Origin of the sequence: Pleomorphochaeta sp. (assembly GCF_050031695.1) — a bacterium.
In the GTDB taxonomy this organism is placed as follows: Bacteria; Spirochaetota; Spirochaetia; order Sphaerochaetales; family Sphaerochaetaceae; genus Pleomorphochaeta.
In genome coordinates this window covers 34052-49831 of the sequence record NZ_JBNAIC010000024.1, presented here as the reverse complement: position 1 = coordinate 49831, position 15780 = coordinate 34052, and the positions used below count along the sequence as shown (strand labels likewise).

The window sequence follows — 15780 nt, the reverse complement described above, 5'->3', positions numbered from 1 at the left end:
TATGACTATATGTATGATAGCAGAAGGATCTTATCCATACATCGCTGGTGGTGTATCAAGTTGGATAAATCAAATAATATTAGCATTCCCTGAACATGATTTCAAAATTGTCTCAATAATGCCAAGTAGTAAAGAAACAATAGAATACAAATACAAAATTCCAGATAATGTTGTTAAAGTTAGAACTATTTTTCTAGATGATTTTTTAAAGATTAAACACAAAACAATTAAAAAAAATCCAAGATTATCTGAAAATGAAAAAAAAGAATTAATCAAAATGATTAGAATTAAAAAAGATGTTGATTGGCAATTTATTGTAAATTTCTTCAAGCATAAAAAAAGAGTTGGAACATGTATTGATTTTTTACAAAGTAAATTTTTCTTTTATGAAACAGTAAAATTTTATCAAGAATTTTATGATAAAGAAATTTTTAATATCTTTTTTTGGACTATAAGAAATATGTTACTCCCATTAATATATTTAATTCAAGAAGAAAGTGAAAGTGCTGATGTATTTCATTCCTCTTCAACAGGTTATGCAGGTATTTTAGCCACATCGTTCTCAATCAAAACAAATAAACCATATGTTTTATCTGAGCATGGTATATATGGAAGAGAAAGAGAAGAAGAATTATTAAAAGCTAAATGGGTTACAGGAATATATAAAAAGTTCTGGATTGATTTCTTTTATTCAATATCTAATGCAGCATATTCAAGAGCTGATGTAATCACCTCCCTTTTTAATGCAAATAGAGATATACAAATCAAACTTGGAGTTCAAAGAAAAAAAACTGAAATTACTCCTAATGGTATTAATTATGACAATCTAAATATAGAAAAAATTGAACACGAAGGTATAATAGTTGGAGCAATTCTTAGAGTTGTTCCTATAAAAGACATAATGACGATGATAAGAGCTTTTAGCATAGTAAAAAGAAGATATGAAGGTGAAATTATATTTTATTTAATGGGGCCAACAGACGAAGATCCTTCTTATTATCAACAATGTAAAAATCTAGTAAACCTATTAAATCTTGAAGAATCTATAATCTTTACTGGACGAGTAAATATAAAAGAATATTTAGGAAAAATTGATATTTTAGTATTAACGTCTATTTCTGAAGGTCAACCTTTAGTTATACTTGAAGGTTGGGCTGCTAAAATACCTTTTGTTTCTACAGATGTAGGTAGCTGTAGAGACTTATTAGAAAAAGATTCTTTTGAAGGCGATTGTGGAATAGTAACAAAATTAGCTTCTCCTAGTGATACAGCAAAAGCTATTTTAAAATTAATAGAAAACCCAAAACTAAGAAAAGAAATGGGAGAAAATGGATTAGCAAGGGTAAAAAGACTTTATAATGATAAAGTTTTAATAAAAAGCTATAGAGATATTTATGATAGATTATATAAAAAACATATAAGGTAAGGTGGTATAAAAAAATGGCAGGAATTGGTTTTGCACTAAAGAGGATGTTTCAAAAAGAGACCTTTACTAATAGGGCCTTAGCTTATTTATACTCATCTTTCATAGCTGCTGGTCCTTGGATTTTAAGTGTATTATCAATTAATATATTATTATTATTATTAAGATTATCTGATGCTACTATAGATGAGAGGAATCTATTTTCAGCAACAATAGTATATAGTTTCATTTTTTCACAAATATTAGTTTCGCCAATTCAACTAGTAGTTACAAGATACATTTCTGATAATTTATACCAAAAAAAATATGATAGAGTAAAATCTACTTTTATTGGAGTAAACAATCTTACTTTAGTATTAAGCTTAATAATTTCTATTGTTTTTTATTATAATAAACCTATACCTATATACTATAAAATTATTTCTTCATATCTTTTTATTATTATTTCTATGATATGGATATTAATGATATTTCTAAGTGCAGTAAAAAATTACAAATTAATTGCAAAAGCATATCTAATAGGTGGAATAATCACTATTGCTTTAATATTTATATTCAATGATTACCCTATTCCTTTTGAAAACTTACAACTTTCTAGTAATTATCTATTTGCCTATGTTATAGGACTTAGCACAATATTAGTTTTATTTTTATTTAATCTATTCTCTACTTTTTTCCATGGTGATGTTTATAAGTTTGATTATATAAGTTATTTAGGTAAATATAAAGCTATTGGTTTTGTTGGTTTCTTTTATACATTAGGACTATGGAGTGATAATATTATTATGTGGTTTAGCACATATCAGATAAAAATATATAATACTTTTATTTTTGCACCTTATTATGATAATGCTGTATTTATTGCCTATTTAACAACAATACCTACTCTAGTTTTATTTTTTGTTATTATTGAAACTGAATTTTATATAACTTATAAAAATTATTATGGACAAGCTAATTCAGCAGAAACATACAAAAATATTGATTTATCTAGAAGAGTTATGAGAAGATCTCTTTCATATAATTTATTTTATACTTTTTTATTTCAAATTTTAATAACTATTACTTTTATTTTAGTATCTAAACCAATTTTTAAAGAATTAGGTATTAATTATTTAGTTAGAAATATATTCCAAATAACAGCAATTGGAACTATGTTTAATATTTTTGCTTTTGTAATAATATTAGTATTACTATATTTTGAAAGAAGAGCAAAAGCTAGCATAGTTGCTATTATTTTCTTTGTATTAAACAGCAGTTTTTCATATTATTTTACATTTCATCAACCAATAAAATATGCTGGATATGGATTTACAATAGCTTCAACATTAACATTTTTCATAGGATTATTTATTTTAATCTCATTTTTTAAAAATATTAATTATACAACATTTGCTACCCAACCAATATATATAGAAAAAGATAAAGATATTTTTATGAAATTAGCAGATAAACTTAATAAACATACCCATAAAAAATATACTGAAAATAAAAAATAATATTAATCAACTTTTATATATAAATCATTACCACATTTAGGACAACTTGGTAAAATATCACTATCACTATCCAGTATTATTTTTTCAAAATCATTTGTACAGTAATATATTCCTTTTCCAGGTTGTTCACCAGCTTTATAAAACATAATCAGACCTCATAGCTCTTTTAAGGTATACCACTATTTTTATTAGATGTCTAACACTTCTTAAAAAAAATATCAAAAATTTTACATTTATAAAGATTCATTGACAATTTTAATGTTTAAATATAATAATATTATAAACACGCATTTAGGAGTATGTTTTGAATAGCAAAGAGATTGCAAAATTAGCAGGAGTTTCTAGAAGTACAGTTTCTAGAGTTATTAATAATTATGACAATGTACCTTCAAAAACAAAAAAAAAGGTTATGGAAATAATTGATAAATACGGATACACTCCTAACTATTCTGCTAAAGCTTTAGCTGGACATACAAATGATATTATAGAATTGGTTATTTCAGATTTATTTACAACAAAAACTGATTCATCTTGGTCTGGTTTAAATTCTCCCTACAATACACAAATCATTTTTTCTATAATAAAAGAATGTAAAAAAAGAAATCAATTAGTTTTAGTAAATGTAATTGATAATGAAAAAGATTTAGTAAAGTTAGAAAACAACTATAAAAACAACTTTATTAGAGGTGGAATATATGTTGGTTTTGACTACAGAGATCAACAAATAATTAATTTACATAAAGCTAATTATAATATTGTTGCAATTGATATATTTGATAGTGAATTTAACAAAGATAGCAAAATTAAAACTGTTAATTGCTTAAATTATCAAGCATGTTCTACAGCAACTGAATATTTAATAAAATTAGGACATCAAAATATAGGTTTTTTAGAAGGCGATACAAGACTTTCATCTATTGAAAGACGTAATGGTTTCATAGATACAATGAATAAAAACAACCTACCTTTATTACCAAATTCAATGCAAAAGGGTTATTTTTGTGAATATGATGGATACGTTGCAACACAAAAAATACTTAATAATAAAAATATAACTGCTATAATTTGTAGTAACGATATAATGGCATATGGTGCTATGAAAGCTATTTATGAAAAAAATTTAAAAATCCCTGAAGATATATCTTTAATTGGCTTTGATAATGATAAACTAAATTATAAAAATAACCTAAAACTTACATCAGTTTACTTTGATTTAAAAGAGTTAGCAGAAAAAACTGTTAATGCTATTTTTACTTCTTCAAATATTCATGAAACCTGTTCATGTAAAATTTATGAAGGATCTTCAGTAAAATAGAAAATATAATATTGACAAAAATTTATTTTATGATAATCTTCAATAAACACGCGTTTATTATATTTTGGAGGCATTTATGTCAATATTTATTAACAATACTAAAAATTTAGAATTTCACTTAACTAATGGTAATATTAGCTACATTATTTCAGTTTTAAAAAATAAGCATATAGGTAATTTATATTTTGGTAAGGCTATTAAACATCGAGATGACTTTTCTCATTTAATGGTACATAGGAGTTGCGTTTTAGCTCCAGCTATTTATGAAGACGATATGGACTTTTCTTTAGAAACAAGTAGATTAGAATATCCTGTTTTTGGAAAAGGAGATTATAGAAGTGAAGCTTTTCGAATTTCTGATTCTTTAAATAGAATAACAAACAATCCAATATTTCAATCCTACAAAATATATAAAGGTAAAGAAGAAATTAAGGGCTTACCTTCTACATATACAACTGATGAAAATGAAATTACAACTTTAGAATTATTATTAGAAGACAAGGTGCAAAATTATCAAATAATATTAAAGTATCATTTATTTGAAAAATTAAACTCTATTTCAAGAAGCACTACTTTTATTAATAAATCAAATGATGTTTTAAGTCTTAATAAAGCTTTATCATTTAATATAGATTTTGATAATAATGATTTTAATTTAATTACTTTAGATGGAGTTTGGGCAAGAGAAAGACACGTTAACGAAAGATCTCTTTTGCCTGGAACAGTAAAAATAGAAAGCTTACGCGGTGCTAGTAGTGCTAATCATAACCCATCTCTTATATTAAAAGATAAAAATTGTGATGATGAAAATGTTAATGAAGCATATGGTTTTTCATTAATATATAGTGGTAATTTTGAAGCTAATGTACAATTAGATAATTATAAAAATACTAGAGTACAGATGGGTATAAATTCATCTACATTTAATTGGATTCTTGATAAAGATGAAATATTTAATACTCCAGAAGTATTAATTTGTTATAGTGATAAAGGCATTAACTCATTAAGCAATACATTCCATAAAACAATTACTAAACACGTAATGAAGAGCAAATATCATGATAAAGTAAGACCAATTTTATTGAATAACTGGGAAGGTACATATTTTGACTTTGATGAAGAAAAGCTTATTAATCTAGCTACAAAAGCTAAAGAAGTTGGCGTTGAGTTATTTGTACTTGATGATGGTTGGTTTGGTAAAAGAGATGATGATACAACATCCTTAGGGGATTGGTATACAAATTTAAAAAAACTACCTAATGGAATAGAGAATTTAGCAAAATCTATTAAGGATTTAGGATTAAAATTTGGACTTTGGTTTGAACCAGAAATGGTAAATATTGAAAGTGAACTTTATAAAACCCATCCAACTTGGATAATTAATACACCAAATAGATTTAGTTGTTATGGAAGAAATCAATTTGTATTAGATTATTCTAACCCTGAAATAGTAGATTATATTTATGAAAAAATGGCTGCTATTATTTCAAAAACGAATTTAGATTATATAAAATGGGATATGAATAGAAATATAACTGAACCTTATTCAGCCATATTATCACCTAAGAAGCAAGGAGAATTTTTCCATAGATATATATTAGGGGTGTATAAATTATATGAAAAATTAACTACCACTTTCCCTAATGTTTTATTTGAATCTTGTGCATCAGGTGGAGGAAGATTTGACTTAGGTATGATGTATTATGCCCCTCAAGCATGGTGTAGTGATGATACAGATGCTACTGAAAGACTTAAAATACAATATGGAACTAGTTTAGTTTACCCTATTAACTCTATGGGATCTCATGTTTCTGCTATTCCAAATCACCAAGTTGGTCGTAATACTTCTTTAAAATTCAGAGGGGATGTTGCATATTTTGGAACATTTGGTTATGAACTTGATATTACAAAATCTAATGAAAAAGAAATCAATGAAATGAAAAATCAAATTAAATTCTATAAAAAGTATAGAGAATTAATTCAATATGGAGATTTCATTAGATTAGAATCTCCTTTCAAAAATAGCACTTGCTCATGGATGGTAATTTCAAAGGATAAAAAAACAGCTATTTTAGCTTATTATAAAATTTTGGCTACCCCTAACCCACCATTAAATAAAATTAAGCTTAAAGGATTAGATGATGATATAGCATATGAAATTAATGGTACAGTTTATTATGGGGATGAATTAATGAATATTGGTTTTAATTTAGAAATACCATTCAATGGAACAATGAGAAGCGAATATTATAAAGGTAAAATAACTCCTGGAACTGATTTTGGCGATTTTACATCACAAATATATGTATTAAAAGCTAAGAATTAAAACAACTGATTTTACTATCGATATCAGTATTTTTTAAAGCAACAAAATTAAATTCTTTAACTATATTTAAATTTGATATTCTAAATTCTGCTAAATTTGAATCACTTTTTAATATTGATTTATAAGCAAAAGTTATATAATCAGTTTCGCTAATTATATTTTTTATTAACTCAAAACTACTTATACAATGGACAGTTTTAAAACTGTTTATTGTATAATTATTTTTAAAGAGTTCTCTTTCTAAGATATTTCTTGTACCAGATCCTTTTTCTCTTAAAACTAAACCTTTTTCAATTATTTTATTAATTTCAATTTCTTTATTAGCAAATTCATGTTTCTTATTACAAATGCCAACAAATGCTTCTTTTTTGAATAATCTAGAATCATATTTTGATTTATCAAAAAGACCTTCAATAATTAACAAATCTAATTGGTTATCATGTAATTTATCAAATAGTGATTTTGTATTATCAATTAAAAAGGTTACTTTATTATTATTGTTCACTAAGCTAATTATCTTTTCATTAATAACATAATTACCTATTGTTTTAGTAGCACCTATATTAATTATTACTTTACCCTTTTCATTTAACTCTCTTTCAAGATTTAGCTGATTATTCACTAAGATTTGAAAATGCTTTTCTAAAACTATTGCTGATTCTGTTTTTATTAACTTCTTTTTATCATAATAGAACAATTTATGATTATAATAATCTTCTAATAAATGAATATGTTGTGTAACAGACGGTTGAGACATATTAAGCCTTTCTGCAGTTATCCGATAATTCATACACTTACATAATTCTAAGAAAGTTTTTACTTTATAATCTAACATTACTACTCCTTTATCAATTAATATTATTAATCAATTAATCAAAAACAATTATTTTATTTTATTGCTGATATTTGATATATTCAACTCATAACTGATTAATAAATAAGGAAAATATAAGAAAAATGAAAAAAGGTATTATATTAAGTTTAATAATAGCGTTAATCTCTTTTTATTTAGGTACAATTCTACCAATAATTGGGGGACCTGTTTTTGCTATTATTATTGGAATGATTTTAAATAGAGTAATAAAAGATAAAAGTAAATATTTAAAAGGAATAAAATATTGTTCTAAAAAGTTGCTTCAATATGCTGTAATTTTACTTGGATTTGGACTAAATTTATCTGTGGTAATGAAAACAGGGAAAGAATCATTACCAATAATACTATCTACGATTACTACATCATTATTAATTTCATATACTTTAGGTAAAATTTTAAAGATAGATTCAAAGATTACTACATTAATTGGGGTTGGATCTTCTATTTGTGGAGGAAGTGCTATTGCAGCAACAACTTCAGTTATAAATGCAAAAGAAGATGAAGTAGCAACTGCTCTATCTGTAATATTCTTTTTTAATGTAATAGCAGCTATAGTTTTCCCTCAACTTGGAATTTTATTAAATTTTGATACTTCAACTGGTAATGCGTTTGGAATTTTTGCTGGTACTGCTATAAATGACACTTCCTCTGTTAGTGCAGCTGCTTCTACGTGGGATAACATGTTTAACCTATCTTCAATGACATTAGACAAAGCTATTACAGTAAAATTAACAAGAACTTTAGCAATTATACCAATCACATTAGTTTTATCTATAATTTATTCTAAAAAAGAAAATAAAGAAAACACCTATAACTTCTCTAATATTTTCCCACGCTTTATATTATATTTTTTATTAGCTTCATTAATTACAACAATATTAACGAAATATAATATAACACCAAAAATATTTTCATCAATGAAAAATGTAAGTAAATTTTTAATAATTATGGCTATGGGAGCAATAGGTTTTAACACTGATTTATATTCTTTAATTAAGAAAAGTGGCAAACCTATTGCATTAGGATTTAGCTGTTTTTTAGCGATTACTATAGTAAGTTTATTACTTCAAAAAGCATTAAACATTTGGTAATTATACTATCGGGATATTAAATAGTATATAAAAACCACCTCCGATAATACCACTAATTAATAAAATTATAATTGGATTAACTTTTTTAAAATAAATAAAATAGAAAGCTATTAAAAAAATAATTAAATTATAAACATTAAAAGAGTGAGCATTAAGTGAAAAAATTGCCAAGATAAAAATTGAGATACCAGCTTTTAAGATCATAGCTACTACCGCAGGTCTAAGTCCAGCTAAAACGCCTTCTAGTAGATAATGCTTTTTATACTTTTGATACAAGTAACCTAGAACAGCTACAAAAATAATTGATGGTAAAATACAGCCTAATGTAGCAACTATAGCTCCCTCTATACCAAATAAGTTAATTCCAACAAATGTTGCACTATTAACGGCAATTGGACCAGGTGTCATTTCAGCTATAGCAATAAGATCTGTAAAATCACTCATACTCATCCAATTATTAATTGTAACTACTTGTTGTTGTATTAAAGGTAAAGCAGCAAGGCCCCCACCAAAACTAAATGCACCTATTTGTAAAAAACAAAGAAATAAAGCAAATAATGTCATTACTTAACCTCCTTTTTTTGTTTATATAGAGCATAAACACCACCTAAAACAGCACATGCTAATATTACAAAGATAATGTTAATATTTAAAAAATAAGTAAATATAAATGCCAATACCATAATAATAATAAAATATAATTCTTTTTGCTTAACTATGTTTTTACCTAATTGAATTACAACTGAGATAATAATTGCAGCAATAGCAGGTTGCATTGCTTTTAAAAAAGCACTCACATATATATTTTCTTTAAATTGGTTATAAAAAACCGAAATTATTGAAAGAATGATAAATGGAGGTAAAATAGTTCCTAAAATAGAGACAATAGCTCCTCTAATACCACCAACCTTATAACCTACTAAAATAGATCCGTTTACAGCAACAGCTCCTGGTGAAGATTGAGCAATAGCTACTAAATTAAGCATTTCTTCTTCTTCAATCCATTTTAATCTATCAACAAATTCATTTTTCATTAATGATACAATTACATAACCACCTCCAAAGGTGAATGCACTTAATGTAAACATTATTCGAAATAATTTAAAATAATCTTTTTTCTTCATATTTTTCCTTCGATGTTAATATACACTATTTGCTTATATATGTAAAATATAATATATTAATAATATATATAAGAAAATTATTATAGGTTAATTATTATGACATTAAGACATTTAAAAATTTTTATCGCAGTTTGTAAGTATAAGAGTACTGTTGAAGCATCTAAACAATTACATATAGCTCAACCCTCAATAAGTTTTGCAATCAAAGAAGTTGAAAATTATTATGGTATAAAATTATTTGATAGAATAAGTAGAAAACTTATTCTAACTGAAGATGGACAAATTTTCTTATATCAAGCAACTGACATAATAAATAAGGTTAACAATCTAGAATATAGTATGAAAGATAGTGATAAGAAAAAAGTATTAAACCTTGGCTGTAGTGCCTCTATAGCTATATTTATCTTACCTTATATAATTACAAAATTTAACGAAGAAAATTTAAGTGTTAAAATCAATATAACAATTAGAGATTCTAAAACTTTAAAGAATTTAATTCTAGAAAATTCCATAGATATAGCATTAATAGAAACACCTATATTCGATTCTAGTATTATTTCGACTAATTTTTATAAAGATTCATTATTACTTTATATATCTAAACTAAATCCATTAGCTAAAAAAAATAACATTGTACTAAAAGATTTATTAGATCAAAACATAATTCTTAGAGAAAAACATAGTGCTGTAAGAGCATTAATAGACTCTGCTTTTATATTAAATAATATTAATATAAAGATTGAAAATGATAGCACTAGTACACAAGCTATTCTTTCATTAGTTGAAAATAATTTAGGTGTTTCTATTCTTCCATCTTTATGGAAAGATTCACTGCATAATAACACAAATATTGTTACAAAAGAGATAATGGGGGTATCTTTAAGAAGGGAATATTCAATTATTCAACACAAAAATAAAAATATTACGAATGCTATTAATCAATTAATTTCAATATGTAAAACAATTACTTATTAGAAACTATTCTTGCAATTTCTTTAAATTGGTCTAATCTATTTTTAAATAAATACTTATAACTTTCACAGAATTTAAATTTATTATTACTATCTTTATACCTTGGGCACCCACCTCTGCATAAATATAAATATTCACAAGAGATACAATCATCAAGTAATAATGGAGGATTTTTAACAAAATTTATTTCTTCTCTTTTTTTATCAAGATCATCATAATTATCTACTAGAATATTACCTAATAAATAATCATCTAAACAATAAAAATCACAAGGAAATACATCTCCGTTAGATTCAAATACATATTGAATTGAACATATCCCATTCATATCACAAGCTTCAGGAGGATTGCCTAATAAAATTGCTATAAAATTATTAAACAATCTTATTGAAATATTTTTACCATGACGTAAATCAGCATACCATAAATCAAATAATTCAACTAGAAATTTACCATAAGTATTAGGATTTAAAAATTTATTACTATCTTCGTAAAAAGGATCTAAACATGCAATAAACTGTAAATATTGCTCACCACCATTTACTAAGCTTGAATATATTTTATTTATATTCAATGCAACTTCATTGGTAACTACAGTTAATACATTATAATCAGCATTATACTTTCTTAAATTATTAATACCATTTATAACATCTCTAGAACTTTTTTCTTTAGTACTATATTTTCTGTGTATATCATGAATTCTACTAAATCCATCAAAAGAAACACCTACTAAAAAGTTATTTTCTGATAAAAATTTAGCAAAAGGCTCATCTATTAAAGTTCCATTTGTTTGAAAAGAATAAGAAATATTATCACCATCTTTTTTATAAGTATTTACTAAATTAATAAAATTTTCAAACCAATTTAGAGTAGCTAATGCTGGCTCACCACCCTGAAAAATATAATTAATTATATTAGATTCTTTATGAGTTTTTTTAACAATTATTTCAATAGTATCATTTGTCATAATTTTTCTATGCTTATCTTCTCTATTTTTTTCTTCATCTAAATAGAAACAGTAATCACATTTCAAATTACACATACTAGAAGCGGGTTTTATCATTAAAGTTATAGGTCTATTCATTTCAATCCTCAAATAAGAATATAATGCTTTCATAACAGAAAGAAAAGGGGGCACAAACTGTGCCCCTTTTTTATTATTAAGTGTTTTTAGTTATTTATTATTAGCTTTTTCAGATTTTCTCTTATCATGAGTTTTTTCAATTGCTGTAACAATAGTATCATAACCAGTACATCTACAGAAATTACCTGAAATTTGTTTTCGAATTTCATCACGTGTAAAATCTTTATCACTTTCAATAATTGGTAATGAACTCATTATAAAACCTGGTGTACAAAATCCACATTGAATTGCACCTTCATCAACAAAAGCTTGTTGAATATCACTTACATTACCTTCTTCATCAGATAAACCTTCTAAAGTTGTAATCTCTTTACCTTCAGCCCAAATAGCCATATAGATACATGAGTTAAAAGTCTCCCCATTAACTACAACAGTACAAGCACCACACTCACCTACATCACAACCATGTTTAATACTTTGTAAATGTTCTTCACCTCTTAAAAGATCAGAAAGAGATGCTCTAGGATCTATATAATTTTCACGGATTTTGCCATTTATTTTACATGTAACTTTTACTTTTGTCATTATAGTTGACCTCCAGCTTGTTCAATAGAATCTTTTAAAGCTCTTCTTGTAAGTTCTTTAATCAATTGTATTCTAAAGTCCTTTGATGCTCTCCAAGAATTTCTAGGATTAACATCTTCCATAACAGCCTGTGCAGCATCTTCTAATAATTGAGCATTTACTTCATGGCCCTTTAATGCTGCTTCAGCATTAATTGCTCTTAGTGGAACAGGTCCTGCTACACCATATGCTATTCTAACTCTATCAATATTTAATTTATCACTAGATAAACGAACATTAACAGAACAACCTAATGTTGCAATATCCATAGCTTTACGCATTGAATATTTAATATATTTACCAAAAGTATTTTCATAAGATTCTTTTTTGATTCTTATTCCTGTTAATATTTCGCCTTCTCTTAAGTCAACACGACCGGCACCTTTACTAAAATCTGCATAAGGAAGAATACGAATACCATCAACACTTGCAATTTCTAAAATAGCATCATAAGTTTTTAAAGTAGAAGCAGAATCAGCACTAGTAACACCGTTACAAATATTACCACCGATGGTACCAATATTTCTAATTTGTGGTCCACCAATTTGATCAACAGCTTCACCTAAAGCAGGAATATTCTCTTGAATAATTAAATTATTAGTTATATGAGAAAAACTTGTTAATGGTCTAATTAAAATTGTACCATCATCTTCTAAACATATTCCTCTAAGTTCATCTAAAGGATAAATACTGATAACATCTCTACCAGCTAATTTACCTTCACGGCATTGAATTAAAATATCACTACCACCAGCTAATACTAAAGCTTCAGGATGAGCTTTTTTCATTTTTAAAGCTTCTTCAACTGTTTTTGGTTGATATATATTATTGAAATCATACATAATTTGTCTCCTCTATTTAATTAAGCCTGCATTACTAAATTCTTCAAATAATCTTTGTGGATGTAATGGAATAGCATTAACGGCAACTCCTGTTGCATTTTCTACAGCATTTCTTAATGCTGGTGCTACTGGAATTACTGGAGGTTCACCTAATGCTTTATTACCATAAGGTCCAGTTGGATCTTCAGGTTCAACAAAATCAAATCCTAAATCAGGAGTATCAAGAACAGTCATTAACTTATAATCTAATAAATTATCATTATTAGTTTTACCAGTTTTTGGATCAATAATCATTCTTTCATACAATCCATATCCAATACCCATGCTCATACCACCATGAACTTGGCCTCTTGCAGTTTGAGGATTAATAATTTTCCCTGAATCATGAACATTTATAATATTTAATATCTTAACCTGACACATAGGGATATCAACTTCAACTTCAGCAAAACAACAACCTAATGCATATGTATTATCTGAACAGTGATGAGTTTCTTCTGCACTAATATGATTAGAGTTTTCTAAAGAATAACAAGCTTCCATAGCAAGTTCTTCCATAGATAAAAATCTTTCTCTTGAACCAACATGTACTACAAAGTTTTCTTCTATATCCAAATCTGCAACATCTTTGTTCAACATATAACCAGCAAATTCACAAATTTTCTTTTTCAATGAAAGACCAGTTTTCTTTACAGCCATACCAGATACATAAGTTTGTCTTGAAGCATAAGCCCCTGTATCGTATGGAGTTACATCTGTATCTTGAGTTGAAATCATATTAACTTTATCTAAAGTAAAACCTACAGATTCAGCTGCCATTTGAGCAAATACTGTATCAGCACCTTGTCCAATTTCAGTTGCACCCATTTGAACTTGCATTGAACCATCTTGGTTTAATACCATTCTAACAGCACTAGTTTCTAAAGCTATAGGATATACACCTGTTTTATAACAGAATAAAGCCATACCAACACCACGTCTAACATCACCTGTTTGGTTTTGATACTCTTTTATTTTTTCATCCCATTTAACATATTCTTTACCACGAACTATACATTCTTCAAGGCCTGAAGAATGACATGCAATTGTTGTAACAGGATCAACAAATCCAACTTGCATCATATTTTTTCGTCTAAATTCAACTTTATCAAAATTAGCTACTTTACAAATATCATCTACGTGTGCTTCTAGAGCAAAACCTATTTGTGGAATACCATAAGCTCTCATTGCACCTGCTGTTGGAAGATTTGTATAAACTGTATAGGCATCACCTTTTACAGCACCAACTGGATACATCATTCTAAACCCATTTACAGCATTTGCTACAAGTGCATGAGCGTGTGAAGCATAACCACCTTGAGTTGAATAAGCTTTAATCTTTCTTGCTGCGAAAGTACCATCTTTTCTAACATAACTTTCAATAAAGAATTTCATAGCATGTCTTGTTCTAGTACAAACAAAAGTTTCTTCTCTAGTATAGAACAATTTAACACATCTACCACCAACTTGTGTTGTTAAGAACGCATTTAAAGGTTCTGTTAAAGCATCTTGTTTATTACCAAAACCACCACCAATATATGGTTTTATAACTCTAATTTTACCCATTCCACAATCAAGAGCTTGAGAAATTACACGTCTTACAATATGAGGAATCTGAGTTGAAGAAACTACAACGATTCTTCCTGATTCCATATATGCATAAGAACCAGCATTTTCAATGTGACAGTGACTTACAATAGGTGTTTCATATACGCCTTCAACTTTGATTAATCCTTCTTCTTTTAAAGCTTCATCATAATTACCCATTTCATAGTTACTATGTACAACTACATTATTAGGTTTTTCTTCGTGTATTGCTCTAGCACCTTCTTTCATAGCATCTTCATATGTTAATAAAGGTTCATATTCTTCATAATCAACTTTAATAAGTCTTAATGCTTGATTTGCTGATATTTCATCTTCTGCAATAACTGCTGCTATATCATCACCATAAAAACGAACTCTTGTATTTAATAACTTTCTATCAGAAATATCTTGATGAGCTTTGTGTGTAGACCAAGGGTGACCTGGTGTAGGAAATTGTTTATCAGGCACGTCAAAACAAGTTACAATTTTAACTACTCCCGGAACTTTTAACGCATCATCTAAATCAAATGATAAAACTTTACCATTAGCTATAGTAGAATGTAATACTCTAGCTACTAAAGCATTAGAATCAACTAAATCACCAACATATTTGGCTGTACCATTAGCTTTAGCCATAGCATCTACCCTGTTTATAGATTTACCGACTATCATGAAATCCCTCCATGTAATATATTGAACTAAATGGAATATCCATTATATATCCAATTCTAAATAATTTATTTCAACTAAAATATAAACGGTATATTTTAATATGTCAAATTACCTAGAGTATCGATTTTTTTTAAAACGCTATTTAAACGCTTTAATTTGATTATATATTTATAAATATAATGGTATATAAACTTTATTCTAATGCAGTTAAATTTAAAAAATATGAGTTTTTGTTACTATTTTAACATTTAATATATTTTTTATTAATTGAAGTGTTTTATTTTTGACAAATGTCAATATCTATG

Annotated in this window: 14 protein-coding genes; 6 read left to right on the top strand and 8 right to left on the bottom strand. The window is 26.6% G+C overall.

Annotated features, from left to right (window positions below; translation table 11 throughout):
• The first annotated feature begins 1 nt into the window (after nt 1).
• Together pelF and pelG are read left to right on the top strand one after the other, a co-directional pair.
• Nucleotides 2-1426: a GT4 family glycosyltransferase PelF gene (pelF, locus tag ACPKM0_RS05190; protein WP_472473964.1), complete on the top strand. Its 1425-nt coding sequence runs from the start codon at nt 2-4 to the stop codon at nt 1424-1426.
• Nucleotides 1427-1440: 14 nt separating this feature from the next.
• A complete protein-coding gene (pelG, locus tag ACPKM0_RS05185) occupies nt 1441-2922 on the top strand; it encodes an exopolysaccharide Pel transporter PelG (RefSeq protein ID WP_472473962.1) in 1482 nt (493 codons plus the stop codon).
• 2 nt (nt 2923-2924) lie between these two features.
• On the opposite strand, the gene ACPKM0_RS05180 is transcribed toward pelG, so the two are convergent.
• Nucleotides 2925-3068, bottom strand: coding sequence for a zinc ribbon-containing protein (locus ACPKM0_RS05180; RefSeq protein WP_472473960.1), 144 nt, complete (start codon nt 3066-3068; stop codon nt 2925-2927).
• Between the two features lie 158 nt (nt 3069-3226).
• On the opposite strand from ACPKM0_RS05180, the gene ACPKM0_RS05175 reads away from it, so the two are divergent.
• Together ACPKM0_RS05175 and ACPKM0_RS05170 are read left to right on the top strand one after the other, a co-directional pair.
• The gene (locus ACPKM0_RS05175) at nt 3227-4237 is read left to right on the top strand and encodes a LacI family DNA-binding transcriptional regulator (RefSeq protein WP_472473958.1); all 1011 of its coding nucleotides are present in this window, start codon (nt 3227-3229) and stop codon (nt 4235-4237) included.
• A 76-nt stretch (nt 4238-4313) separates the two neighbouring features.
• A complete protein-coding gene (locus ACPKM0_RS05170) occupies nt 4314-6563 on the top strand; it encodes an alpha-galactosidase (protein WP_472473956.1) in 2250 nt (749 codons plus the stop codon).
• Here ACPKM0_RS05170 and ACPKM0_RS05165 read toward each other — a convergent pair.
• Nucleotides 6553-7398 (bottom strand): LysR family transcriptional regulator, encoded by an 846-nt coding sequence (locus ACPKM0_RS05165; RefSeq protein ID WP_472473955.1) that lies wholly within the window; start codon nt 7396-7398, stop codon nt 6553-6555. The two genes, ACPKM0_RS05170 and ACPKM0_RS05165, sit on opposite strands and share 11 nt — an antisense overlap.
• Before the next feature lie 122 nt (nt 7399-7520).
• Here ACPKM0_RS05165 and ACPKM0_RS05160 point away from each other — a divergent pair, with 122 nt between their 5' ends.
• A complete protein-coding gene (locus ACPKM0_RS05160) occupies nt 7521-8528 on the top strand; it encodes a YeiH family protein (protein WP_472473953.1) in 1008 nt (335 codons plus the stop codon).
• Here the strand turns inward: ACPKM0_RS05160 and ACPKM0_RS05155 are convergent, their stop codons facing one another.
• Together ACPKM0_RS05155 and ACPKM0_RS05150 are read right to left on the bottom strand one after the other, a co-directional pair.
• Nucleotides 8529-9092 (bottom strand): chromate transporter, encoded by a 564-nt coding sequence (locus tag ACPKM0_RS05155; protein WP_472473952.1) that lies wholly within the window; start codon nt 9090-9092, stop codon nt 8529-8531.
• Complete coding sequence (locus ACPKM0_RS05150) at nt 9092-9652, bottom strand: chromate transporter (protein ID WP_472473950.1); 561 nt, start codon at nt 9650-9652, stop codon at nt 9092-9094. Before ACPKM0_RS05150 ends, ACPKM0_RS05155 begins: the two co-directional genes overlap by 1 nt.
• A 96-nt stretch (nt 9653-9748) precedes the next feature.
• Between ACPKM0_RS05150 and ACPKM0_RS05145 the strand changes: the two genes are divergently transcribed.
• A complete protein-coding gene (locus ACPKM0_RS05145; RefSeq protein ID WP_472473949.1) occupies nt 9749-10627 on the top strand; it encodes a LysR family transcriptional regulator in 879 nt (292 codons plus the stop codon).
• On the opposite strand, the gene ACPKM0_RS05140 is transcribed toward ACPKM0_RS05145, so the two are convergent.
• From ACPKM0_RS05140 to xdhA, 4 genes are all read right to left on the bottom strand, one after another.
• Nucleotides 10617-11711: a radical SAM protein gene (locus tag ACPKM0_RS05140; protein ID WP_472473947.1), complete on the bottom strand. Its 1095-nt coding sequence runs from the start codon at nt 11709-11711 to the stop codon at nt 10617-10619. The genes ACPKM0_RS05145 and ACPKM0_RS05140 overlap by 11 nt on opposite strands.
• A gap of 90 nt (nt 11712-11801) precedes the next feature.
• The gene (gene xdhC / locus ACPKM0_RS05135; RefSeq protein WP_472473946.1) at nt 11802-12296 is read right to left on the bottom strand and encodes a xanthine dehydrogenase subunit XdhC; all 495 of its coding nucleotides are present in this window, start codon (nt 12294-12296) and stop codon (nt 11802-11804) included.
• Nucleotides 12296-13177 carry a xanthine dehydrogenase subunit XdhB gene (gene xdhB, locus ACPKM0_RS05130; protein WP_472473944.1) on the bottom strand — a complete coding sequence of 294 codons (882 nt, stop codon included), beginning with the start codon at nt 13175-13177 and terminating at the stop codon, nt 12296-12298. The genes xdhC and xdhB overlap by 1 nt, the downstream gene beginning before the upstream one ends.
• 12 nt (nt 13178-13189) lie before the next feature.
• The gene (gene xdhA / locus ACPKM0_RS05125; protein ID WP_472473942.1) at nt 13190-15475 is read right to left on the bottom strand and encodes a xanthine dehydrogenase subunit XdhA; all 2286 of its coding nucleotides are present in this window, start codon (nt 15473-15475) and stop codon (nt 13190-13192) included.
• Nucleotides 15476-15780 lie beyond the last annotated feature (305 nt).

Bases quoted from the DNA above. Each gene is read 5' to 3' on its own strand.
- pelF (WP_472473964.1), top strand. From the start codon at position 2: ATGACTATATGTATGATAGCAGAAGGATCTTATCCATACATCGCTGGT.
- pelG (WP_472473962.1), top strand. From the start codon at position 1,441: ATGGCAGGAATTGGTTTTGCACTAAAGAGGATGTTTCAAAAAGAGACC.
- ACPKM0_RS05180 (WP_472473960.1), bottom strand. From the start codon at position 3,068: ATGTTTTATAAAGCTGGTGAACAACCTGGAAAAGGAATATATTACTGT.
- ACPKM0_RS05170 (WP_472473956.1), top strand. From the start codon at position 4,314: ATGTCAATATTTATTAACAATACTAAAAATTTAGAATTTCACTTAACT.
- ACPKM0_RS05165 (WP_472473955.1), bottom strand. From the start codon at position 7,398: ATGTTAGATTATAAAGTAAAAACTTTCTTAGAATTATGTAAGTGTATG.
- ACPKM0_RS05160 (WP_472473953.1), top strand. From the start codon at position 7,521: ATGAAAAAAGGTATTATATTAAGTTTAATAATAGCGTTAATCTCTTTT.
- ACPKM0_RS05155 (WP_472473952.1), bottom strand. From the start codon at position 9,092: ATGACATTATTTGCTTTATTTCTTTGTTTTTTACAAATAGGTGCATTT.
- ACPKM0_RS05150 (WP_472473950.1), bottom strand. From the start codon at position 9,652: ATGAAGAAAAAAGATTATTTTAAATTATTTCGAATAATGTTTACATTA.
- ACPKM0_RS05145 (WP_472473949.1), top strand. From the start codon at position 9,749: ATGACATTAAGACATTTAAAAATTTTTATCGCAGTTTGTAAGTATAAG.
- ACPKM0_RS05140 (WP_472473947.1), bottom strand. From the start codon at position 11,711: ATGAATAGACCTATAACTTTAATGATAAAACCCGCTTCTAGTATGTGT.
- xdhC (WP_472473946.1), bottom strand. From the start codon at position 12,296: ATGACAAAAGTAAAAGTTACATGTAAAATAAATGGCAAAATCCGTGAA.
- xdhB (WP_472473944.1), bottom strand. From the start codon at position 13,177: ATGTATGATTTCAATAATATATATCAACCAAAAACAGTTGAAGAAGCT.
- xdhA (WP_472473942.1), bottom strand. From the start codon at position 15,475: ATGATAGTCGGTAAATCTATAAACAGGGTAGATGCTATGGCTAAAGCT.